Source organism: Novosphingobium sp. 32-60-15, assembly GCF_002280675.1.
Taxonomy (GTDB): Bacteria; Pseudomonadota; Alphaproteobacteria; order Sphingomonadales; family Sphingomonadaceae; genus Novosphingobium.
Map to the genome: position 1 here is coordinate 41,072 of NZ_NCEN01000009.1, position 21,344 is coordinate 62,415.

General features: G+C 59.8%; 25 protein-coding genes. 12 read left to right on the forward strand and 13 right to left on the reverse strand.

The features are described from left to right. Positions 1 to 69 precede the first annotated feature (69 nt). Positions 70 to 1,050: a cobaltochelatase subunit CobS gene (cobS, locus tag B7Y89_RS08665; protein WP_292937645.1), complete on the forward strand. Its 981-nt coding sequence runs from the start codon at positions 70 to 72 to the stop codon at positions 1,048 to 1,050. 125 nt (positions 1,051 to 1,175) lie between these two features. Here cobS and B7Y89_RS08670 read toward each other — a convergent pair whose 3' ends face one another. The 3 genes from B7Y89_RS08670 to fmt are packed head-to-tail and all read right to left on the reverse strand — an operon-like array spanning position 1,176 to position 3,950. Next, entirely contained in the window at positions 1,176 to 2,291 is a 1,116-nt protein-coding gene (locus B7Y89_RS08670; RefSeq protein ID WP_292937647.1) for a zinc-binding dehydrogenase, read from the reverse strand. A 1-nt stretch (position 2,292) separates the two neighbouring features. Continuing rightward, positions 2,293 to 3,045 (reverse strand): tRNA pseudouridine(38-40) synthase TruA, encoded by a 753-nt coding sequence (truA, locus tag B7Y89_RS08675; RefSeq protein WP_292937649.1) that lies wholly within the window; start codon positions 3,043 to 3,045, stop codon positions 2,293 to 2,295. Next, a complete protein-coding gene (gene fmt / locus B7Y89_RS08680; protein ID WP_292937651.1) occupies positions 3,045 to 3,950 on the reverse strand; it encodes a methionyl-tRNA formyltransferase in 906 nt (301 codons plus the stop codon). The genes truA and fmt overlap by 1 nt, the downstream gene beginning before the upstream one ends. 143 nt (positions 3,951 to 4,093) lie before the next feature. On the opposite strand from fmt, the gene recR reads away from it, so the two are divergent. From recR to B7Y89_RS08700, 4 genes are all read left to right on the forward strand, one after another. Beyond that, on the forward strand, positions 4,094 to 4,690 hold the full coding sequence (gene recR / locus B7Y89_RS08685) for a recombination mediator RecR (protein WP_292937653.1): 597 nt from the start codon (positions 4,094 to 4,096) through the stop codon (positions 4,688 to 4,690). A 54-nt stretch (positions 4,691 to 4,744) separates the two neighbouring features. Further along, on the forward strand, positions 4,745 to 5,311 hold the full coding sequence (gene def, locus B7Y89_RS08690) for a peptide deformylase (RefSeq protein ID WP_292937654.1): 567 nt from the start codon (positions 4,745 to 4,747) through the stop codon (positions 5,309 to 5,311). Positions 5,312 to 5,387: 76 nt separating this feature from the next. Beyond that, positions 5,388 to 6,890 (forward strand): DNA recombination protein RmuC, encoded by a 1,503-nt coding sequence (gene rmuC / locus B7Y89_RS08695; protein WP_292937655.1) that lies wholly within the window; start codon positions 5,388 to 5,390, stop codon positions 6,888 to 6,890. Next, on the forward strand, positions 6,887 to 7,645 hold the full coding sequence (locus tag B7Y89_RS08700; RefSeq protein WP_292937656.1) for a hypothetical protein: 759 nt from the start codon (positions 6,887 to 6,889) through the stop codon (positions 7,643 to 7,645). Before rmuC ends, B7Y89_RS08700 begins: the two co-directional genes overlap by 4 nt. Here B7Y89_RS08700 and B7Y89_RS08705 read toward each other — a convergent pair whose 3' ends face one another. The 8 genes from B7Y89_RS08705 to B7Y89_RS08740 all read right to left on the reverse strand — a co-directional run bounded on the left by B7Y89_RS08705 (position 7,646) and on the right by B7Y89_RS08740 (position 13,538). After that, complete coding sequence (locus B7Y89_RS08705; protein WP_292937657.1) at positions 7,646 to 8,050, reverse strand: META domain-containing protein; 405 nt, start codon at positions 8,048 to 8,050, stop codon at positions 7,646 to 7,648. Positions 8,051 to 8,104: 54 nt separating this feature from the next. Beyond that, positions 8,105 to 8,908: an RNA methyltransferase gene (locus B7Y89_RS08710; protein WP_292937659.1), complete on the reverse strand. Its 804-nt coding sequence runs from the start codon at positions 8,906 to 8,908 to the stop codon at positions 8,105 to 8,107. A 40-nt stretch (positions 8,909 to 8,948) separates the two neighbouring features. Further along, the gene (locus B7Y89_RS08715; protein WP_292937661.1) at positions 8,949 to 9,245 is read right to left on the reverse strand and encodes an HPr family phosphocarrier protein; all 297 of its coding nucleotides are present in this window, start codon (positions 9,243 to 9,245) and stop codon (positions 8,949 to 8,951) included. A 1-nt stretch (position 9,246) separates the two neighbouring features. Beyond that, positions 9,247 to 9,651, reverse strand: coding sequence for a PTS sugar transporter subunit IIA (locus tag B7Y89_RS08720; RefSeq protein ID WP_292937662.1), 405 nt, complete (start codon positions 9,649 to 9,651; stop codon positions 9,247 to 9,249). A gap of 142 nt (positions 9,652 to 9,793) precedes the next feature. Continuing rightward, positions 9,794 to 10,726, reverse strand: a complete 933-nt coding sequence (gene rapZ / locus B7Y89_RS08725; protein WP_292937786.1) for an RNase adapter RapZ — start codon at positions 10,724 to 10,726, stop codon at positions 9,794 to 9,796. 61 nt (positions 10,727 to 10,787) lie between these two features. Then, positions 10,788 to 11,213 (reverse strand): HPr kinase/phosphatase C-terminal domain-containing protein, encoded by a 426-nt coding sequence (locus B7Y89_RS08730; RefSeq protein ID WP_292937663.1) that lies wholly within the window; start codon positions 11,211 to 11,213, stop codon positions 10,788 to 10,790. Continuing rightward, entirely contained in the window at positions 11,210 to 12,814 is a 1,605-nt protein-coding gene (locus tag B7Y89_RS08735) for a stimulus-sensing domain-containing protein (protein ID WP_292937665.1), read from the reverse strand. The genes B7Y89_RS08730 and B7Y89_RS08735 overlap by 4 nt, the downstream gene beginning before the upstream one ends. Beyond that, positions 12,783 to 13,538 carry a response regulator transcription factor gene (locus tag B7Y89_RS08740; RefSeq protein WP_292937666.1) on the reverse strand — a complete coding sequence of 252 codons (756 nt, stop codon included), beginning with the start codon at positions 13,536 to 13,538 and terminating at the stop codon, positions 12,783 to 12,785. The genes B7Y89_RS08735 and B7Y89_RS08740 overlap by 32 nt, the downstream gene beginning before the upstream one ends. 230 nt (positions 13,539 to 13,768) lie before the next feature. On the opposite strand from B7Y89_RS08740, the gene B7Y89_RS08745 reads away from it, so the two are divergent. Beyond that, complete coding sequence (locus tag B7Y89_RS08745) at positions 13,769 to 15,373, forward strand: phosphoenolpyruvate carboxykinase (protein ID WP_292937667.1); 1,605 nt, start codon at positions 13,769 to 13,771, stop codon at positions 15,371 to 15,373. Positions 15,374 to 15,462: 89 nt separating this feature from the next. On the opposite strand, the gene B7Y89_RS08750 is transcribed toward B7Y89_RS08745, so the two are convergent. Continuing rightward, entirely contained in the window at positions 15,463 to 16,428 is a 966-nt protein-coding gene (locus tag B7Y89_RS08750; RefSeq protein WP_292937668.1) for an adenylate/guanylate cyclase domain-containing protein, read from the reverse strand. A gap of 152 nt (positions 16,429 to 16,580) precedes the next feature. After that, positions 16,581 to 17,171 carry a J domain-containing protein gene (locus tag B7Y89_RS08755; RefSeq protein ID WP_292937669.1) on the reverse strand — a complete coding sequence of 197 codons (591 nt, stop codon included), beginning with the start codon at positions 17,169 to 17,171 and terminating at the stop codon, positions 16,581 to 16,583. Positions 17,172 to 17,211: 40 nt separating this feature from the next. Here B7Y89_RS08755 and B7Y89_RS08760 point away from each other — a divergent pair, with 40 nt between their 5' ends. The 6 genes from B7Y89_RS08760 to nusB all read left to right on the forward strand — a co-directional run bounded on the left by B7Y89_RS08760 (position 17,212) and on the right by nusB (position 21,336). Beyond that, positions 17,212 to 17,487 carry a BolA family protein gene (locus B7Y89_RS08760; protein WP_292937670.1) on the forward strand — a complete coding sequence of 92 codons (276 nt, stop codon included), beginning with the start codon at positions 17,212 to 17,214 and terminating at the stop codon, positions 17,485 to 17,487. After that, on the forward strand, positions 17,477 to 17,971 hold the full coding sequence (locus B7Y89_RS08765; RefSeq protein WP_292937671.1) for an NUDIX domain-containing protein: 495 nt from the start codon (positions 17,477 to 17,479) through the stop codon (positions 17,969 to 17,971). Before B7Y89_RS08760 ends, B7Y89_RS08765 begins: the two co-directional genes overlap by 11 nt. Beyond that, a complete protein-coding gene (locus B7Y89_RS08770; RefSeq protein ID WP_292937673.1) occupies positions 17,968 to 18,852 on the forward strand; it encodes an alpha/beta hydrolase in 885 nt (294 codons plus the stop codon). Before B7Y89_RS08765 ends, B7Y89_RS08770 begins: the two co-directional genes overlap by 4 nt. A gap of 80 nt (positions 18,853 to 18,932) precedes the next feature. Then, positions 18,933 to 19,604, forward strand: coding sequence for an ATP phosphoribosyltransferase (hisG, locus tag B7Y89_RS08775; protein ID WP_292937675.1), 672 nt, complete (start codon positions 18,933 to 18,935; stop codon positions 19,602 to 19,604). Then, positions 19,604 to 20,893 carry a histidinol dehydrogenase gene (gene hisD / locus B7Y89_RS08780; protein WP_292937677.1) on the forward strand — a complete coding sequence of 430 codons (1,290 nt, stop codon included), beginning with the start codon at positions 19,604 to 19,606 and terminating at the stop codon, positions 20,891 to 20,893. Before hisG ends, hisD begins: the two co-directional genes overlap by 1 nt. Beyond that, a complete protein-coding gene (nusB, locus tag B7Y89_RS08785; RefSeq protein WP_292937679.1) occupies positions 20,890 to 21,336 on the forward strand; it encodes a transcription antitermination factor NusB in 447 nt (148 codons plus the stop codon). Before hisD ends, nusB begins: the two co-directional genes overlap by 4 nt. Positions 21,337 to 21,344: the final 8 nt, after the last annotated feature.

Sequence of the window (21,344 nt, forward strand, 5' to 3'; positions counted from 1 at the left end):
CCATTCGAACGGTCAGGTTTCTTGAAACCTTATTGCAGCGCCGCGCGTGCCCGTATAGGCGGTTGAGCGATGAGCGACATACCCCACAACCACGCGACGACCCTGCTTGGCGCGCCCGACACGCAAATTGATGTCCGCGAAACTTTCGGCATCGATATCGACATGAAAGTTCCCGCGTTTTCTCGCGCGGATGAACGCGTGCCCGATACTGACGCCACATATGTGTTTGATCCGGACACGACATTAGCGATCCTTGCAGGCTTTGCCTACAACCGCCGCGTGATGGTGCAGGGCTTCCATGGCACTGGCAAATCGACTCACATCGAACAGGTTGCGGCGCGGTTGAACTGGCCGTGCATCCGCATCAACCTTGATGCGCACATCAGCCGTATCGACCTGGTCGGGCGTGATGCCATCGTGCTGCGCGATGGCCTGCAAGTGACCGAATTCCGCGAAGGCCTGTTGCCTTGGGCGCTGCAAACGCCGACCGCGCTGGTGTTTGACGAATACGACGCGGGCCGTCCGGACGTGATGTTCGTGATCCAGCGCGTTCTGGAAACCGAGGGCAAACTCACACTGCTCGACCAGAACCGCGTGATCCGCCCGAACCCGTACTTCCGCTTGTTTGCCACTGCCAACACCGTCGGCCTTGGCGATACGTCGGGGCTCTATCACGGTACGCAGGCGATCAACCAGGGCCAGATGGACCGCTGGAATCTGGTTGTTGCGTTGAACTATCTGACCGAGGCGACCGAGGTCGAAATCGTCACCAAGAAGATGCCCGAACTGGACCGCAAGATCGTGACCGACATGGTGCGCGTGGCCAACTTCTCGCGCCAAGGCTTCATCAACGGCGACATTTCAACCGTGATGAGCCCGCGCACGGTGATTAGCTGGGCGCAGAACAGCAAGATTTTCAATGACGTCGGCTTTGCCTTCCGCCTGTCATTCCTGAACAAATGCGACGAGACCGAGCGGGTACTGGTGGCAGAATACTACCAGCGCGTGTTCGGCAAGGAACTGCCTGAAAGCGTTGCGCACCGGGGGTAATTCCTTGGCGCTGTGCCGGAATTGAAAAAGGCCCTTGGCGTTTGCCAGGGGCCTTTTGGTTTGGGGATGCTTTTGGCACCCCCTCTCCCCACCCTCTCCCCTGAAGGGGAGAGGGCTTTTAATCATTACGCGCCCGGAACGATCAGATACTTTTCGCCGGTGCGGCGCTTGTTGTAATCTGTCGCGGCCACGCGGCTCAACGCCTGTTCCAGACTGACGCGCGCTTTGTAATTGCTGGCGAAGGTGGTGGTCAGTTCGGCCACGACGCGGTTGCGCATTTTCTCAACGATTTGTGGCCCCAATTTGGCCATCCACGGGGTAAGCAGCCAGCCTGACACATCCCAGACGAAGCCGTAATTGCGATTGAGGATCGTGGGCGACAGGTCAAGCGCGCCGTAAATGAACGCGTGTTTCGGGCTGTTCGAGCCATAGCGGCTATAAGCAGCGCCGGAATTGGCGACTTGTTCGATCACCGTCAGGATCTGGCTGACCAGCTTGCCACCACCAATCGCATCAAACACCATCGTGGCTTGCGTGGCCTGCACCGCCGCTGTCAGGTCTTCGATGAAGCTGTCCTTCGAACTATCGACCACGTGTTCCGCGCCAATGCCCTTAAGGATCACCACTTGCGCTTCACTGCGCACGACATTGACCAAGGGAATGCCATCGGCCTGACAAATCTTGACCAGCATCTGGCCCAGATTCGATGCCGCCGCCGTATGCACCAGCGCCTTATGGCCATAATGGCGCATGGTTTCGGTAAAGCTCAATGCGGTCAACGGGTTGACGAATGCCGAAGCGCCTTGCTCTGCCGTAATGCCATCGCCCAGCGGCAGGCACATGCGCGCATCGGCCACCGCATAAGTCGCATACATCGCGCCGGGGAAGCAGGTGACCAGCTTGCCCAGCAGCGCCTGCGCTTCTGGCGCTTCACCGGCGGCAACAACCGTGCCTGCGCCTTCATTGCCAACAGGCATTGCCATACCGTGGCGCGCAGCCATCGCCCGCACTGCCGGATCAGGCATCTTTGCCACGATCTTACCGCGAGTGAACGTGGCGTTTTCGATGTCTGCCGGGCCGAACAGCAAGCCAAGGTCTGAAGGGTTGATCGGCGCGGCTTCCACCTGCACCACCACTTGGGTGCCTGTAGGCGCAGGCACATCGTGATCGGCAAGCTCCACGGTAAGAGTGCCATCTGCATCAAGCCTTGATACGATTTGCTGGCCGTGAAGCTGGGTCATCTTACTCTCCGGGATAGATTGCTTTAACGAAATACAGTCCATCAGGTGGGGCGTTAAGTCCCAATTTGCAACGGTCTTTTGCCTCCAAGGCATCGATCAGATCATCGCGCGTCCACTGCCCCTGCCCGACCATCGCCAGACAGCCGACCATCGAACGCACCTGATGATGCAGGAAACTGCGCGCGGCGGCCTCGATGATCACGCGCTCACCCTCGCGCCGCACATCAAGCCGGTCCAGCGTTTTGACAGGGCTGGCCGATTGGCAATGGACCGAACGGAACGTGGTGAAATCATGCAGCCCGATCAGGCATTGCGCGGCATCGTGCATCGCATCGGCGTCCAGCGGGCGGGTGATGCGCCATGCCTTGCCTGCATCCAGCGTCAATTGCGCGCGGCGGTTGATGATGCGGTATTCATAAGCGCGACCGATGCAGGAAAACCGCGCATGCCAATCCTCTGGCACTTCCACGCAATCCAGCACCGCAATGGCATGCTTGGCTATGCCGAGATGCGCATTGAGCGCGCCAGCCATACGGAACGGATCAAAGCTGCGCGAAAGATCGAAATGCGCGCGCATGCCAAGCGCATGAACGCCCGTATCGGTACGCCCGGATGCGTGGACGCGCACATCCTCGCCGGTGACGCCAGAGGCCGCTTCTTCCAGCGCTTGCTGTATCGATGGCCCATGCGATTGGCGCTGGAAGCCTTGGTAAGCAGCGCCATTCCATTCGAGCGTGAGGGCGAAGCGGGTCATCACCCCAGCATGGTCCCCACACCAATCCCCCGCCCGCGCAACAATGAAGCAGCATCCATTGCAGGCCTGCCTGCGCGCTGGATCATTGTCGGACGGATCGCGCCAGAACCACAGGCAATCGTCAGCGCGTCATCCAACGTCACACTCGCAGCGCCGACACCCTCGACAACATCTGCCGCCAGCACGCGATAGCGCTCACCCTCCAGTTCGAAGAAGGCTCCCGGTGCGGGGGCGAACGCGCGGATCTGGCGCTCCACCTCCACCGCCGCACGCGTAAAATCGATGCGGCTTTCGGCCTTATCGATCTTGTGGGCATACGTCACGCCCTCCTCGGGCTGGACGACTGGCGGATAGGCCGCAAGATCGGCCAGCACTTGCACCATCAGGCCCGCGCCTGCTTCGGCCAGTTCGCTGGTCAATTCGCCCGCCGTCTTGCACGCAACCGGCGTTGCGATTTTCGCCAGCATCGGCCCGGTATCAAGCCCGCGCTCCATTTGCATGATAGTAACGCCCGTCTGCTCATCACCCGCCAGAATTGCGCGCTGCACCGGAGCCGCCCCGCGCCAGCGCGGCAGGATTGAGCCGTGGACGTTGAGGCAGCCCAGCTTCGGCGTATCCAGCACGGCTTGCGGCAGGATCAGGCCATAAGCCGCCACCACCGCGATATCGGCCACCAGCGCCGCCAATGCGGCCTGTTCGTCCGCACCTTTCAGCGAAACCGGGGTGCGCACTTCAATGCCGTGCCCCTCTGCCGCAAACTGCACCGGCGACGGCTGCAGCTTTTTGCCCCGGCCTGCGGGGCGTGGCGGCTGGCTATAGGCGGCGACAACCTGATGCCCTGCAGCAACCAGCGCGTTCAGCGTCGGCACCGCGAAATCGGGGGTTCCCATGAAGATGATGCGCACCTGCGTATGTTCCCCGTTATCGTCATTGCGAGCGTAGCGAAGCAATCCAGAGCCACACGCGCAGCCCACTGGATTGCTTCGCTACGCTCGCAATGACGAAAAGACACTTTCCTGCAACCGCCGCAGTCCCTATCCCCCCCTGCATGGCATCGCAAGAGATCGAGGCACTTTCAGGCGCGTTGGCGCGGCTACCGGGGCTTGGGCCGCGTTCGGCACGGCGTGCGGTGCTATGGCTGATCAAGCGGCGCGAAACCGCGCTGGAGCAATTGCTGAACGCCCTGCGGCAGGTGCAGGAACTGCTGGTGGAATGCGACACGTGCGGCAATGTCGATACCACCAACCCTTGCGGCATTTGCGCCGACCCCCGCCGCGATGCGCGATCGATCTGTGTGGTCGAGGAAGTGGCCGATTTGTGGGCGCTTGATCGCGCACGGCTGTTTACCGGCAAATACCATGTGTTGGGAGGGCGGCTATCCGCGCTGGAAGGCGTGCGCCCCGAAGACCTGACCATCGGTATGTTGCTGGACCGCATAGGCCAGGGCGGCGTTGATGAAGTGGTGCTGGCGATGAATGCCACGCTCGAAGGCCAGACCACTGCGCACTACATTGCAGAACGGCTGGAGGGCAGCCCCGTTCGTGTGACGCAACTGGCGCACGGGCTGCCGGTGGGCGGTGAACTGGATTACTTGGACGAAGGCACTTTGGCACAGGCGCTGCGGGCAAGAAGGCCGGTGGGCTAACTGCCACCAAGTCACACTCTTGCGAGTCGGCGTCATCTTCCTTATCTGGCGCTTATGGCCATTCTCGAAATCCTTGAAGTTCCCGATCCGCGTTTGAAGCAGGTTTCGGTTCCCGTTGAAAAGTTCGATGACGAACTTCGCACGCTCGTGTCCGATATGTTCGAGACGATGTACGATGCGCCCGGCATCGGCCTTGCCGCAATCCAGGTCGGTGTGCCGCTGCGCGTACTGGTGATCGATCTTCAGCCCGATGATCCGGATGCAGAGCCGGTGGCTTGTGCGCACGATGGCCATGCCCATCATCACCAGCCCACCAAGCGCGAACCGCAAGTCTTTATCAATCCGGAGATTCTTGATCCTTCCGAAGAGCAGACGCTCTATCAGGAAGGGTGCCTTTCGGTGCCTGAAATTTACGCCGATGTGGAACGCCCCTCACGCATCCGCGCGCGCTGGCAGGACCTTGATGGCAACCACCACGAACAGGACATGGACGGGTTGATGGCCACGTGTTTGCAGCACGAAATGGACCACCTTGAAGGCATTCTGTTCATCGACCACCTCTCGCGCCTCAAACGCCAGATGGCACTGCGCAAACTGGAAAAACTGCGCAAGGTGGCTTGAGGATAACCCGCGAAGGCTGGTTGCCACGAACATGAATAGCCGTTAGGTTCATGCTTCGTTCTTTTTAGGAACAAGCGTGGATACTGGTCTAATTCTTTTCGTTATCATTGCTTTGCTGGCTGGAATCGCATTTGGCTGGTTCCTTGGGTCACGGCCTGTCGCCGAATGGCGGGCGCGGGCGGATTCGCGCGATGTTGAGGCCAAGGCGCTGGAAGGCACGGTCAAGGCGATGACCGTGGATATTGCCGCGATGAGCGAGCGGTTGCGGGCGATGGATGCGCTGTCGGCTGAACTGGCTGATGTGCGCCGTGATCGCGATGAATTGGCCCCGGCGCTTGCTACTGCGCGGCAGCAGGCCGCCGATGCGCAAATGGTGCGCGCTGAACTGGTGCAAGTGCGGGCGGATCGCGAAGCTTTGAGCACCGCGATTGAGCGGTTGAAGGCTGATGCCGAAAACTTTGCCGAACAAAAGCGCATGCTGATCGAGGCGCAAGAGGCGCTGCGCAAGGAATTTGAAAACGCGGGCAACAAAGTGCTGGAAAAAGCGCAGGAAACCTTCCTTGCGCGCGCGCAGGCCCGCTTTGAAGAGAGCGAAAAGTCGAGCGGGGAACGGCTCAAGGCCCTGTTATCGCCGGTCGATCAGCGGCTAAAAAGCTATGAAGAGCAAGTCGGCAAGTTGGAGAAGGAACGCGTCGATGCGTTCGGCAACCTCACCGGCCTGATCCAATCAATGCGCGACGGGCAGGAAGCTGTGCGCGCGGCGGCGGCGCAATTGGGCAATTCCTTGCGCAATGGCCCCAAAACGCGCGGGCGCTGGGGCGAATTGCAATTGCGCAACGTGCTGGAACAGTGCGGCCTTGCCGAGCATACCGATTTTGTCACTGAACAATCGATCGAGACCGATGAAGGACGGTTGCGGCCCGATGCAATCGTGCGCGTGCCCGGAAACAAGCTGCTGGTGATCGATGCCAAAGTGTCGCTCAACGCCTATCAGGATGCGTTCGAGGCGACTGATGACGACGCCCGCAAGATCGCGCTTAACGCCCATGTCCAATCGATGCGCAACCACATCCAGACGCTGGGAGCGAAATCCTATCAAAGCCAGTTTGAAGAAGCGCCGGATTATGTATTGATGTTCGTTCCGGGTGAGCATTTCATAGCCGCCGCGCTCGAACGTGATCCCGCCTTGTGGGACTATGCGTTTGAACGGCGGGTGCTGCTGGCCAGCCCGACCAATCTGGTCGCGATTGCCCGCACTGTGGCGCAAGTGTGGCGGCAGGACGGCTTGGCGCGCGAGGCACGTGAAATCGGGCGCATGGGCGGTGAATTGTATGACCGCCTTGCCGTGGCCGCCGAACATTTGAAGCGCGTCGGCAATGGTCTTGATAGCGCGGTGACGAATTACAACAAATTTGTCGGCAGCTTTGAACGCAACGTCTTGTCAGCGGGTCGACGCTTGAAAGACAAGCATATCGAAATCGGCAAACGTGAGGTAGAAGAGGTGCCGCTGGTTGAAGCCGCGCCACGCTATGCCGATGCAGAGCCTGCAGCCTTTGAAGGAGATGCGGTTACGGAATGAACAGACGGGCAGGATCAGCGCTGATCGCGGCATTCTGGTTGACGCTGGCCGGGTGTGAGCGTGAGGCGACGCCCGTTTCCACAGCGTCATCCAGTGCAGCGCCTGTCGTTGAACCCAGCGCCTTACCTTTGCCCGAACCCGTTGAAAGTCCTTCGCCTTCGGCCAGCGTAGAACCCCAGGGCATTGCTGGCATAGCTTATGCCCCACAAGACGATTGCGCCACGGCGCCGGGCTGGCCTGCGTTTCGCAAGTCGCTTGTTTCAGCGGTACGCGCGCGTGATGGAGCCGCGCTTGCCGCACTTGCATCCCCTGATGTGACACTGGACTATGGCGGTGGCAGCGGTGTGGGCGAACTGCAAAAGCGGCTGGCCGACCCTGACCGCCAGTTATGGGGCGAACTTGACGCGCTCTTGCCACTTGGCTGTGCGGTTGAAGGCGGATTGGCGGCAATGCCGTGGGTATTCTGGAACGTACCCGAGGACGCAGACAGTTACACCGCCATGGTCGTCACGGACGCGAATGTGCCGCTTCGGGATGGGCCAAGGGGCAAGGAACTTGGCAATGTTGGCTGGTTTATCGTCAAGATTGATCCGATGGCGTATAAGCCGGATGCCAAGACCACCCGCGTTACACTGGATAATGGTGACAAGGGCTGGGTCGAAACAGCCAAATTGCGCAGCCTGCTGGACTATCGGTTAATTGCCGAACCCAAGGATGATGGCTGGCAAATCACTGCATTCATTGCAGGTGATTGATCAGCTTTCGCTCAATTCCATTTCCACGGTGTGGCCGCCCGAGGTGAGCCGCAGCGTTTTACCACTGCGCAACAGTTCGGGCGCAGCAGAAAGCAGGGCGTTGACCGCTTCTTCCTGTTGCCAGACGGGGCCTTCGCAGAACATCCGCGTGGCCATCAGCGGGCCAGCAATCAACCGGTTGCCTTCGATGCGATATTCGCCGCCAATGCCGTTGCAACCGACATTGGCGCCAAGCCGGTTTTGGTCAAAACGCATGGAGGCCTTGTCAGGCATCACCGGCGCAGCGCCATCAATCCGCATGATCTTCCAGCGCGTATCAGACAGCGCGCTGGTGGCAGACGGCGCCGTGGCGCAACTGCCAAGCAGAGTAGCCGAAACGACGATCATGGCGAGAGCGTTGCGCATGGCGTTGATAATGCACAGAACGGCTGACCATTTGATTAACCGGCCTGTCAGCGATCACTCATCAAGCGTGGCAAGAACTTCATAAGCCAGGACAGCGCCAGCAACCGCAGCGTTAAGACTGTCGGCGCGGCCCTTCATCGGCATGGTCACACGCAAATCACAGGCCATTTCGTAGTCTTCTGGCAGGCCACGCGATTCGTTTCCGACCATGACGAAACAAGGCGCGGTATATGGTGCGCCGCGATAGGGCACGGCTTCGCGCAAGCTGGCGGCGACAAGTTGCCCCAGCCCTGCCCGCAACCACGCTGCGAAATCTTCCCAGCGCGCTTGCGCCAGTTGCTGGGTGAAGATCGCGCCCATGCTGGCGCGCACCGCTTCAACCGAGAACGGATCCACGCAATCGTCGATCAGGATCAACCCGCCAGCACCCACCGCATCGGCTGTCCGCAGCATCGTACCAAGGTTGCCCGGATCACGCATGGCATGCGCCACCAGCCAGATTGGCGCGGCCTTGCGGTCAATCCGTTGGATCGACGTATCCCATTCGGCGAAAACTCCGGCGACGGCTTGGGGGTTTTCCTTGCCGGTCACTTTGGCCAGAATATCGACCGGCAGTTCAATCACTTCGCCGCCCGCAGCATCGACCAATGCTTCAAGTTCATCAAGCAGAGGATGCCCCTCACGTCCTTGCGCCATCAGCAAAATTTCAGGGATGCGGCCACCTTCGCGGGCGTCAGTTAGCAGGCGAAGCCCTTCGGCGAGGAATTTGCGTTCCAGCCGCCGGTACTTCTTTTCGCGCAAAGATCGCACGAATTTGACCGTGGGGTTGGAATAGCCGGTGATGATCTTGCGCGTCATTGCGCCCCCATGCGTCAGCAAACGTCGGGCGGCAAGTAGATCAATCTTCGCCGAAGCCGTCCTTAATCAATCCGGTCAGCTTCATCAGGATCGCGTCGGCATCGCCTTCCGGGCCGGAAACGGATACATCAACCGTGTCACCTTTGGCCGCACCCAGCATCATCAACCCGAGAATGGACGCGCCATTGGCGTCAGTACCGTCCTTGGCAACTATCACGTCAATGCCTTCGGGCAGCTTGGCCACAGCGTTGACGAATTTGGCACTGGCACGGGCATGAAGGCCGCGCTGGTTTACTATCGTCACCGTTTCGCGGGTGACGTACCCCTGATCTGACATCTCACGCATCCTGCCCTAGAAATTCGGAAGCGATCGTTATGTAATTCCGGCCAGCGTCGCGCGCTGCCGATGTCGCTTCTTTTACGCCCATGCAATTGCGCGCCTTGGCCAGACGGATCAGCATGGGCAGATTGATCCCGGCAATGACTTCGACTTTGCCGGCTTGCATTAATGAAATGGCCAGGTTGGATGGAGTGCCACCGAACAGATCGGTCAGGATGATCACACCTTCGCCGCTATCGACGCGTTTGATGGCATCAGCGATTTCCTTGCGGCGTTTTTCCATATCATCGTTGGGGCCGATGCAGACGCCGATCACGTCCGTTTGTCGGCCAACGACATGCTCCATCGCATGGATAAATTCTTCGGCAAGTGCGCCGTGGGTAACGAGGATCAGACCAATCATGAACAGGGCAGGCTCCGAAGTGCGGCCAAACATCTTGCCAAACCGTGCATGAACGCAAGCTTGGCATGGATGCGGGGGACACAAGACGACTGGGAATCGAAATGCATGACTTCCAGTACTGCCCCGCCCATCATCGTTATCATTATCCCTTGCCGTTCGGGGCCTGCACGCCTTCCAGCATGTCAGCCGCCCGTGACGACAGGTTGCGATGCAGCAATGTGGGTGAAAATCCCGCAGTGCGCAAGCCAGAAGCTATCTGTTCAGCCATGAATACCGAACGATGCCGCCCACCGGTGCAGCCAAAGGCAACGTGGACATAGGCTTTGCCCTGTTCCTGGTAGCGTGGCAGCAGTAGTAAAAGCAGATCATGAATGCGGGCGAAGGCTTCGGCAAAGGCGGGATCTTGCTGGATAAATGCGCCGACGGGGGCATCGCGCCCGGTCTGCGGGCGCAAGTCATCCACCCAGTGCGGATTGGCCAGAAAGCGCATATCAAACACTAGATCAGCAAGCGGCGGCGTGCCGCGTGAAAAACCGAAGCTGCTGATCGTCAAAGTGGTGGGTGCAGGCGTTTCAGCTGAAAATTGGGCGCGAATCGCCTGTTGCAAGTCATTCGTGGTAAAAGCGGTGGTGCTGATCACCACGTCGGCCCAGCGGCGCAAAGGTTCAAGCAATTCACGCTCTGCCGAGATACCGGCTGCAGCAGGCTTATCCTCGCTCATCGGATGGCGACGGCGGGTTTCGTTATAGCGCCGCTCCAATTCGCTTCCCGCGCAATCAAGAAACAGGGTCGTGACCTGCAAATCTTTCCGCTGCGCCAGCTTTTTGACGATCCCGATGGTACGCGCCGGATCGAAACCGCGCGTCCGCGTGTCAAAACCAATCGCCATGGGCGCGCCTGATTCGACGCGCGCCGAACCGGGTCCGGTTTCCAGCAAACGGTCAAGCAGGCGGATCGGGAAGTTGTCGATTGCCTCCCAGCCCAAGTCTTCCAGGGTGCGCAAGGCTGTCGTCTTGCCTGCACCCAGCAGACCAGTGACGAGTAAGATACGTTGCGGGTTCGACTCTTTGGCCATCATCCAATGCTTTGCGCTTTTGCGCAGGCAATGAAAAGTCCGGAAGCGGAGTTGTCCCGTATCAGGAAATCATCAGCCCAAAAGTCTGTAGGGCAATTTCAGCACGCAAAGCGAGGACCGGACTATCAGGAAAGAGCCGGACCAATGGTAGCGCGACGCCTGCGATAGTGACTGCCTCTGCCTTATCAATAAAGCGTGGGGCGTCCGGATCGAGATGGATCACCAGCCCTGCGGCAACAGGCGGGGACACTGGCATATCCACCAATCCGACATTGCGCACTTCCAGTTTGCCGATGATGTTGGGATGGGGGCTTGCGATCAAACGCCCATCGCTGTTGTTGATCATAATGCCATCATCGCCCACCAGCACCGCGCCGCGATCTATCAGGGCAAGCGCCAAGCTGGACTTGCCAGAACCGGGTGCACCTTCAATCAGCACCCCTCGTCCACAGATGGCAACACAGGTTGCTTGCCGCGCGATGGTCATTCTGCCTCCTCTTCGGCCAGCAAGGGCAGGCTGAGCACCAGATAGGCGCCGGGTTTGCCGTCGGGCCTGTCATCCACAGCCAGCGTACCATCGTGTGCTTCGGCAATGGTGCGGGCTATGGCAAGGCCAAGGCCGCTGTGCGCGCCAAACGCTTCTTCGGTGGGGCGGACCGAATGGAACCGTTCGAAAACTTTCTGGCGTTCAGGCGCGGGAATGCCGGGGCCTTCGTCCGATACGGACAAATGCGCCATTTCTTCGTCACCCCAAGCGACAACTTCAACCACGCCGCCTGTTGGCGTAAAGGACACGGCGTTGTCGAGGAGGTTCTCAAGCACGCGTTCAAGCCGCGCGGCATCACCAGGGATCAGAGTGTCCCCGCCTGCATGTTTGAAGCGAATGGGCGTTGATGCGTTGGTGCGGACATCGCGCGCGCCAACGATTTGCGAGGCCAGCGCGGCCAGATCAAGCGGCATGAAAGTGGCTCGACTGAGTTCGGCGTCAATGCGGCTGGCGTCGGCAATTTCGGTGATCAGCCGGTCGATCCGCTGCACGTCATGCGCCGCAATGGCCGCCAGTTGGCGGCGAAGCGCCGGGTCTTCGACGCGCTCCATCGTTTCCAGCGCGCTGGACAGCGAGGCGAGCGGGTTCTTGAGTTCGTGCGCAACGTCGGCGGCGAACATTTCCACCGCGTCAATGCGTTGGCGCAGCGCGGTGGTCATATCGGATACGGCGCGCGCGAGCAGGCCGATTTCATCGCCGCGATCAGGCAGGCGGGGCACCACAACTTCGCGTTCACGGCCCAACCGCACGCGCACCGCGGCACGGACAAGCGCGCGCAAAGGCTGGACGATGGTGCGGGCAAGGAACAGCGAAAGCTGGATCGAAAGCAGCAGCGCAAAGCCGATGATGATTACCAGCGTCTGGCGCGCATCGCGCACCGATTGGGTAACGTCCAAGGCATTGCGCAAACTGAGCAGCACTTCGCCATTGTTGCCCACAGGTGCGGCGGCGGTGATTACGGGCGTGCGGTCTGGTGCGTAACGCAGGAACACTTCTGTCTTGCCCGATTTGCGCGCGGCGGCAATTTCAGGCCAGCTTCCGGCAGGCTGCTCGGCGGTATCGCTATAGCGTTCAACCGATGGTGCGTTGACGATGAAGTCTACACCGCGATCAAGCAGGCGTGCCGCTTGTTGATACCACGGTTCGGTTTCAGGATCGATCAGCGCGAAGGATGGCGGGGCCAAAGTAAAACTGTCGGCCAGCAGATGGCCCTGATTGTCATAAAGCCGCAAGCGCAAGGTTTGTTCGGTGCCAATACGGGCCAGCAGCTTGCGGCGCTGCGCCATCGGGCTGCCGTCCAATGCATCGGCGGCAATGTCAGCTTCGGCACGGGCCAGTTTGAAACGCTCTTCGACAAGCTGCGTGCGGTAGCTGTCGAGATAGAAGAAACCGCCCGCCAACAAGGCCAGCGCGATGACATTGAAGAACAGGATGCGCGTGGTGAGCGATACGCCGCGAATGCGCCAACGCCGCCCAAGGCGTGGCCGACGGCGCACTGGCGTCGCGTCGTCATTCTTCGGCAAAGCTGTATCCTGCGCCATAAAGCGTTTCGATGGCGCCAAATTCAGGATCTGCCACGCGGAATTTGCGGCGCAGACGTTTGATATGACTATCGATGGTCCGGTCATCGACGAAGACATCGTCGTGATAGGCTGCGTCCATCAATTGGTTGCGCGTTTTGACCACACCGGGGCGCATGGCCAATGCTTCAAGGATCATGAATTCGGTGACGGTGAGCGAAACCGCCACATCGCTCCACGTTACGGCGTGCCGCGCGGGGTCCATAACGAGGCGCCCCCTCCGGATGGGATCGGGCAATGGTTCGCCGCTGGGTTCTTTTTCTTCCGCCTCACGCCTCACAATGTCACTCCGGCGCAAGATCGCCTTGATCCGCGCCACCAGCAGCCGCTGGCTGAACGGCTTGGCGATGTAATCATCAGCCCCCATCGACAGGCCAAGCGCTTCATCGGCTTCATCGTCTTTGCTGGTGAGGAAGATCAGCGGCAGGTCACTTTTTTCGCGCAGGCGGCGCAACAGTTCGATGCCGTCCATACGCGGCATTTTGATATCGCAAACGGCAAGGTCTGGAGGGTTGTCCAGCATGGCCTTCAACGCGGTGTCACCATCGTTGTAAAGCCGGGTCACGAAGCCCTCGGTCTGCAAAGCGATGGAAACCGTGGTCAGGATATTGCGGTCATCATCGACCAGCGCGATGGTTCTTGGGTCAGCCGAAGGTTCGCTGCGCTCAGGTGGATGACTGCCCATGACAGGGTGAATACCGGCACCACGGACGGGGCGCAACTTTATGCCGACATGCGATTGCAATGTTAGTTGCACAACGCGCAATCTGCTGCGCAAAAAACTTCGTTGAAGTCTGGCATTTGACGCAGCAAGGCGCAGACACTATGCGCCGAACGAGAATCAGCGCATTCGTATTCGCAATTGTGCGTAGAGCGGGGCTCCCTCGCGTCCGCGCCGCCACCGGGAGGCCACAAGTGTCCGCTAACAGCCTGAATGTATCCCTCGCCAGCCAAGGCTTTCCTGAACCGGCCGAACTGTTCGCCAATCTCGGCACAGCGTCGTTGGTTGAACATGCCGTGCGCAACGGCGAAGGCCTGCTTTCAGTGGATGGGCCGCTGGTGGTCGAAACCGGCAAGCACACGGGCCGCAGCGCGAAGGACAAGTTCATTGTCCGCGACGCAGAAACGGAAAACACCGTATGGTGGGGCAAGACCAACGTTTCGATGACGCCAGAGCACTTTGCCGCACTCAAAGCTGATTTCATCAAGGCACTGGGCGAAAAAGACCGGCTTTATGTTGCCGACCTGTTTGGCGGCAGCCAGCCCGAACACCGCGTGAATGTGCGCGTGATCAATGAATTTGCATGGCACAACCTGTTTGTGCGCACGTTGCTGGTCCGCCCGACTGATGCTGAATTGGCAACGATTGCCCCTGAATACACGATCATCGATCTGCCCAGCTTCCGCGCGGATCCTGCGCGCCATGGCTGCCGCAGCGAAACCGTGGTGGCGGTGAACTTCACCGAAAAGCTGATCCTGATCGGCGGCACGGCATATGCCGGTGAAATGAAGAAGTCGGTATTCGGCATCCTCAACTACTTGCTGCCGGTCAAGGGCGTGATGCCGATGCATTGCTCGGCAAACGTTGGTCCAGACGGCAAGACCGCTGTGTTCTTTGGCCTTTCCGGCACTGGCAAGACCACACTTTCCGCCGATGCTTCGCGCACGTTGATTGGCGATGATGAACATGGCTGGTCGGACACCGCCGTGTTCAACTTCGAAGGCGGCTGCTACGCCAAGATGATCCGTCTGTCGGGCGAAGCGGAACCTGAAATCTTCGCCACGACCAAGCGTTTCGGCACGATCCTTGAGAACGTGGTGATTGATCCGGTTACCCGCGAGATCGATCTTGACGACAACAGCCTCGCTGAAAACAGCCGTGGGTCTTATCCCATCGATTTCATTCCGAACTGCTCGGAAAAGAACCTCGGCCCGGTCCCTGCCAACCTGATCTTCCTGACGGCGGATGCTTATGGCGTGCTGCCTCCGATCGCGCGTTTGACCGCCGATCAGGCGATGTACCACTTCCTTTCGGGCTACACCGCGCGCGTGGCCGGAACCGAAATTGGTGTGACCGAACCCGAAGCCACGTTCAGCACCTGCTTTGGTGCACCGTTCATGCCGCGCCACCCGTCGGTCTATGGCAACCTGCTGAAAGAACGCATCGCCAAGGGCGGCGTGAAGTGCTGGTTGGTCAACACCGGCTGGTCCGGTGGCAAGGCCACGCAGGAAGGCATCAAGCGCATGCCGATCAAGGCCACCCGCGCACTGCTCAACGCAGCACTCGACGGCACACTTAACAACGCCACCTTCAAGAAAGACCCGAACTTCGGCTTCGAAGTTCCTGTCGAAGTGCCCGGCGTGGAAACCCGCCTGCTTGATCCGCGCGGCGCATGGGCCGATGGCGAGGAATACGACAAGACCGCGCAGGAACTGGTCCGCAAGTTCGTGGACAACTTCCAGCAGTTTGCCGAACATGTTGACCAGTCGGTCCGCGATGCGGCTCCAGTGTCAGCCTGATCTTTAGATTGATGATGTGAACGTCAAGAGGCCCCTTTGCGGGGCCTCTTTTCGTTTGGGATTTTCGGCAATGAACAAAAGAGTGCCGATCACACAGGCAGGAACGCCTGAAGAAAGTGCGCAACCTCGTCAAAGTTCAGGGCCAATGCCGGCACCGAATGGTCATACCCTTTTATGTCGGCATTGATCATCTGCGCCGGGCGAAACCGCACATCACCCAAAGCGCTGAACACCGACCCTGAAATCAAGATGTTACAGCCGTACTGTTTGGTCGCGGATTCCAGCAGGAAAGCAATATTCACCGCTTCTCCCATAGCTGTGAAGTCCGCTGCTGCGCCGCTACCGATATTGCCGACAGACGCTGTTCCTGCATTGTAACCACAGCCGAAGCGCAGCCCGGCGGGAGGTTTGTGGCGTTTTTCTGCCAGCCGAAAAATCTCTTGATAGCCGCTGACCACGTCCAGCACTGTCACCACATCACGGCGCATCAGAGCGTTTGTCGGATGAAGCCAGATCGCCAAAATCGCATCGCCAATAAATTTGACCGACCACGCCCCCGACGCGGTGAGCAATTCTCCAGCTTCCCGGTTGATGTCAGCCATCATCGCGGCAATCGCCTTTTCCCCCATCGCAGCGGCAAGTTGCGTGAAGCCGCGCATGTCGATCACCATCGCGCTGACCAGTTGTTGGTCCATGTAAAACTGCGTCCGGCCATCGGTTTGCTCGGGCAGCTCCGTCGGAGCGGCATTTTGCACGAATTCGATGATCTGGCGGCCAATTTGAATGCGATCACCAGACTTGAGCTGCGTTGGACCCAGCACTTGCCGACTGTTAAGCCACGTGCCGTTCGTGCTGCCAAGGTCATTCAAAATGCACATGCCACTGGCATTACGGCGGACCATTGCGTGTTCGCGCGATACCAGACTATCATCCAAGACAATCGTGTTTGATGGCACCCGGCCAAAACCGCACAGTCCCAGCCGTAGCAAAGCTATTTCGCGAACGGTGCCGCCTGCCTCAATCCGCAGATAAGTATCGCATTCGTCGGTCGCCACCGCTGACTCCGCTGATCCACAAGGCAGTACCGATGCAGAGAGGCGCCGAATGTGCCGTACCGCACGTTTACTGCCCGTCTTCCACATCTTCCCGAACTTGCTTGAACTGAATTCTTAAGCGTGGGAGGACACAAAGCAAGTAGGCAGCCATATTACTTTAACGCAGCGCTGGCTTTAAGCAGGCTATACGCTTCGACAACGGCTTGAAGTTGGCCTTCAAACCCACGATCACCACCGTTGCGATCAGGGTGGAATTTGCGCACCAGTTCGGAATAACGGCCACGCAATGCGCGCCGGTCGGCATCAAAGCCGAGACCGAGCACGTCGTAGGCTTTGCGTTCGTCAGGGCTTATGCCGCGCCGTGCCGCTTCGGCAGCTTTTTCGTGGTCTGTCCGCCGCGCTCTGGCACGTGAGGAGATGGCATCCAGCGGATCGGTGAAATCGGCCCAGAGTGGGGCAGCATCAATCCCGGCATCAGGACGGAAAGCCCGCGTTTCGCGCTCCCATCCGGCCAATGGCGATTGCGCGGCAAGGATTTCATCGGCGCTCATGCCTGCAAAGAAATCATAGCCTGCGTTGAATTGCCGCACATGTTCCAGGCAGAACCAGCGATAATCGCCCGGACCATCAAAGCCCGATGCGCGAACGCCGGGCGCACGGAACTCGCCGGGATCATCACACCCCGGAGCATAGCAGATGCGTCCGTCACTTTGAACGCGGCCGTGGAACTTGTCATTGCGCATGCCCCTTCCACATGGCGACAGAGCGGCTAGAAGGGAAGCCATGACAGGACCAATCGCACAAGAAATCGAACGTCTGCTGACACAGACCTTTGCCCCCACGCACCTTGCGGTCATTAACGACAGCGCCAGCCATGCGGGCCATTCAGGCCATGATGGATCGGGCGAATCGCACTTCACGATCGAGATCGAGAGCGCGGCCTTTGCAGGCGAATCGCGGCTGAACCGGCAGCGCATGGTCAACAAGGCGCTAGGCGACCTGCCGGGTGAGAGGGTCCATGCCATGGCGATCAAGGCCCGTGCGCCTGATGAACGATAAGGCGCTGAATAATACGGCGGTGAGTGATCGGGCGGTGGCCCGCCGTATCCGCCGGTCAGCCCGCATCTTGCTGACCGATGACCGGGACCGCCTGCTGCTGTTCCGCTATGCACCACAAAATCGCCCGCCCTTCTGGTGCGCGCCGGGTGGCGAATGTGATACGGGCGAGGATTTTGCCGCCGCCGCACGGCGCGAACTGTTCGAAGAAACCGGGCTGGACACCGACCCCGGCCCCGAAATTGCCCGCCGCGCCGATGATTACGTGACGCTGGAGGGCGAACCGATCACCTCGGACGAACGGTTTTACAGGGTACGGGTAGCTGCCTTCGATGTTGATACGAGGGGGCAGACCGAACTGGAACGCAGAATGCAGATGCAGCCGCGCTGGTTCACTTTTGCCGAAGTGCGCGAGTGGCACGAGCCGATCTTTCCGGACACGATCCTCGATCTGGTCGCGCTGGACTCAATAGGAGAGACCGCATGAACATGACACGCGTAACGCTGGCCAGCGGGATTGAACTGGACGTGGTTGACACCGGCCCGCGCGATGCGCCGGTGCTGATTTTCCTGCACGGCTTTCCCGAAAGCCACCGCACGTGGCGGCACCAGATTGCGCACCTGTCAGGCCGCTTCCGCTGCATCGCGCCCGACCAGCGCGGCTATCGCGGATCATCGCGGCCTGAAGGCGTTGAAAATTATACGCCGGACAAGCTAATCGGTGATGTATTCCAACTGGCCGATACCTTGGGTGTCGGGCAATTCACCATCCTTGGCCATGATTGGGGCGGCGCGATTGCATGGGGCGTGGCGCTGATGGGCCAAGGCACGCGCGTAACCCGCGCCGTTATCGCCAACGCGCCGCATCCGGTAATCTTCCCGCGCCTGCTGTGGACCGATCCGCAACAGCGCGAAGCCAGCCAATATATGCGCGCCTTCCGCGATACGGCTAACGATGCGCTGGTGCGCGAACATGGCCTTGGCGCACTGCTGATGAAAGCGCTCAAATGGAACCGCTCGGCTGCTTTGGAAGATGCCGAGCGCGACGCCATGCTTCAGGACTGGTCAAACCCTGACACCGCCATCGCCATGATCAACTGGTATCGTGCCAGTTCAATCAACGTGCCGCCGATGGATGCACCCTTCGCCCTGCCCGAAGGTTACAAGGACGCGCCCCTGCCCCCGCTGGCGATTCCGACGCTCGTCATTTGGGCCTTGGACGATCTCGCACTGCCGCCCTGCAACCTTGAAGGCATGGACAAACTGGTGACCAACCTGACGCTGGAACCGGTCCATGATTGCGGCCATTTTGTGCCATGGGAAGCACCGGACAAGGTCAACACCGCGCTGGATGCCTTTCTGGGCTGATCAATTTCGAAGAACCCGATCTTTGTGATCGGGTTCATTCGGTTGCCCTTTGCGTGTCTGTGCCATATGGGCAGCGGGCTATGTCTACGCCCAAACCCCTCGTTTTCGCCATCCCCAAGGGCCGCATCCTTGATGAGGCGCTGCCCCTGCTGGAGAAAGCCGGGATCGTGCCTGATGCCGACTTTTTCAACAAGTCGTCGCGTGCGCTCTCTTTTGCCACCAACCGTGCAGACGTGAAGATCATTCGCGTGCGCGCTTTTGATGTGGCAACATTCGTGGCACATGGCGCGGCTCATGCCGGGATTGTCGGCTCTGACGTGATCGACGAATTCGATTATGCCGACCTCTACGCACCGGTTGATCTGAACATCGGGCACTGCCGCCTGTCGGTGGCTGAACCCGTTGGTGCGGTGGAAAGCGGCGCCAACGCGCGCGAAAGCCACGCTCGGGTTGCGACAAAATACCCCAACCTGACGCGTCGCCATTTTGAAAAGCTGGGCGTTCAGGCCGAAATCGTAAAGCTCAATGGCGCGATGGAACTGGCGCCTTCATTGGGCCTTGCCAGCCGCATCGTCGATCTGGTTTCCACCGGGCGTACGCTTAAGGACAACGGCTTGGTTGAAACCAGCCAGATCCTGCCGGTATCGGCCCGCCTCATCGTCAACCGTGCTTCGCTGAAAACCGATAGCGCGCGCATGGGCGCGTTGATTGATGCGTTCCGCGGGCTGGTCGCGCAAAAGGATGCCGCGTGATGCAGCGTTTGAAATCCAGCGATCCCGATTTTCCCCGCGCCTTCGCCCGGCTGGTCAAGGACCGGCGGGAAAGTGATGAGAACGTGGCGCGCGATGTGCAGACCATCGTTGCCGACGTGCGCCTGCGCGGCGATGAAGCACTGGCCGAATACACCGCCAAGTTCGACGGCCACCTCCCAGCTGACGATGACTGGCGCATTCCGGCCGAAGCCTGCCGCGAGGCATTCGATGCACTGAAGCCCGATCTTCGCGCCGCGCTGGAACTCGCCGCGCAACGCATCCGCGCCTATCACGAAGCGCAATTGCCCGAAGACCGTGATTATACCGATGCCACCGGCATGCGGCTTGGCGCACGATGGAGCGCGGTTGATGGCGCAGGGCTGTACGTTCCGGGCGGACGCGCGGCCTATCCGTCATCGCTGCTGATGAACGCCATTCCGGCAAAGGTTGCAGGCGTTGAACGGCTGGTTGTTGTCACGCCCACGCCGAAGGGTGAAGCCAATCCGCTGGTACTGGCCGCTGCGCACCTGGCCGGAGCTGACGAAGTGTGGCGCATCGGCGGGGCGCAGGCCGTGGCCGCACTGGCTTATGGCACCGACCGCATCAAACCGGTCGATGTGATTACCGGCCCTGGCAATGCCTGGGTGGCCGAAGCCAAGCGCCAGTTGTTCGGCATTGTCGGCATCGACATGGTGGCAGGGCCTTCGGAAATCCTTGTGATCGCCGATGGCAACAATGATCCGCAGTGGATCGCCGCCGACCTGCTCAGCCAAGCCGAACATGATCCTGTCGCGCAATCGATCCTGATCACCGATGACGCCGGGTTTGCCGATCAGGTAGCCGATATGATCGGCGTTGAAATTGCGATGCTGCCCACGGCCAAAGTCGCCAAGGCCAGTTGGGATGCGTTCGGTGTGATCATTGTGGTCGATTCGCTTGATGAAGCGCCCGCGCTCGCCAATGCGCTGGCCGCCGAACACGTCGAAATCGCTACGGATGATCCCGAAGCCCTGTTCAACCAGATACGCCACGCGGGTTCGGTCTTCCTTGGCCGGATGACCCCCGAAGCAGTCGGCGATTATGTCGCCGGTCCCAATCACGTCCTGCCCACGGGGCGCCGCGCGCGCTTTTCCTCGGGCCTTTCCGTTCTGGATTTCATGAAACGCACCAGCTTTATCGCCGCCTCTGACGCTGCGCTTGCCGCCGTCGGCCCTGCCGCCATCGCCCTTGCCGACGCCGAGGGTCTTGCCGCTCACGCCCGATCCATCGAACTGAGGCTTGGCATATGAGCCGCATTTCAGGACAGGCCCGCGCCAATTCGCGCCTTGCCGCCGTACAGGCGCTGTATCAGATCGATATGGAGCGGACCGAGTTGCACCTGCTGCTCGACGAGTTCCACCAGCACCGTCTTGGCGCGGAAATCGAAGACGTTGAATATGCCAAGGCAGACATCAACTTCTTCGACGATATCGTGCGCGGCGTTGAAGCGCGGCGGGACGAAATTGACGCTTTGCTGACGTCCAAACTCGCCAGCGGCTGGGCCATCCCCCGCCTTGACAAGACCATGCTGCAAATCTTGCGTGCAGGCACTTACGAGTTGCTGGCGCGCAATGACGTGGCAATCGGCACCGTGATCAGCGAATATGTTGATGTCGCCCATGCGTTCTTTGATGAACGCGAGGCAAAGTTCGTCAACGGCCTGCTGGATGCGGTGGCGAAGCAGGTTCGCTGAGTTCGAAA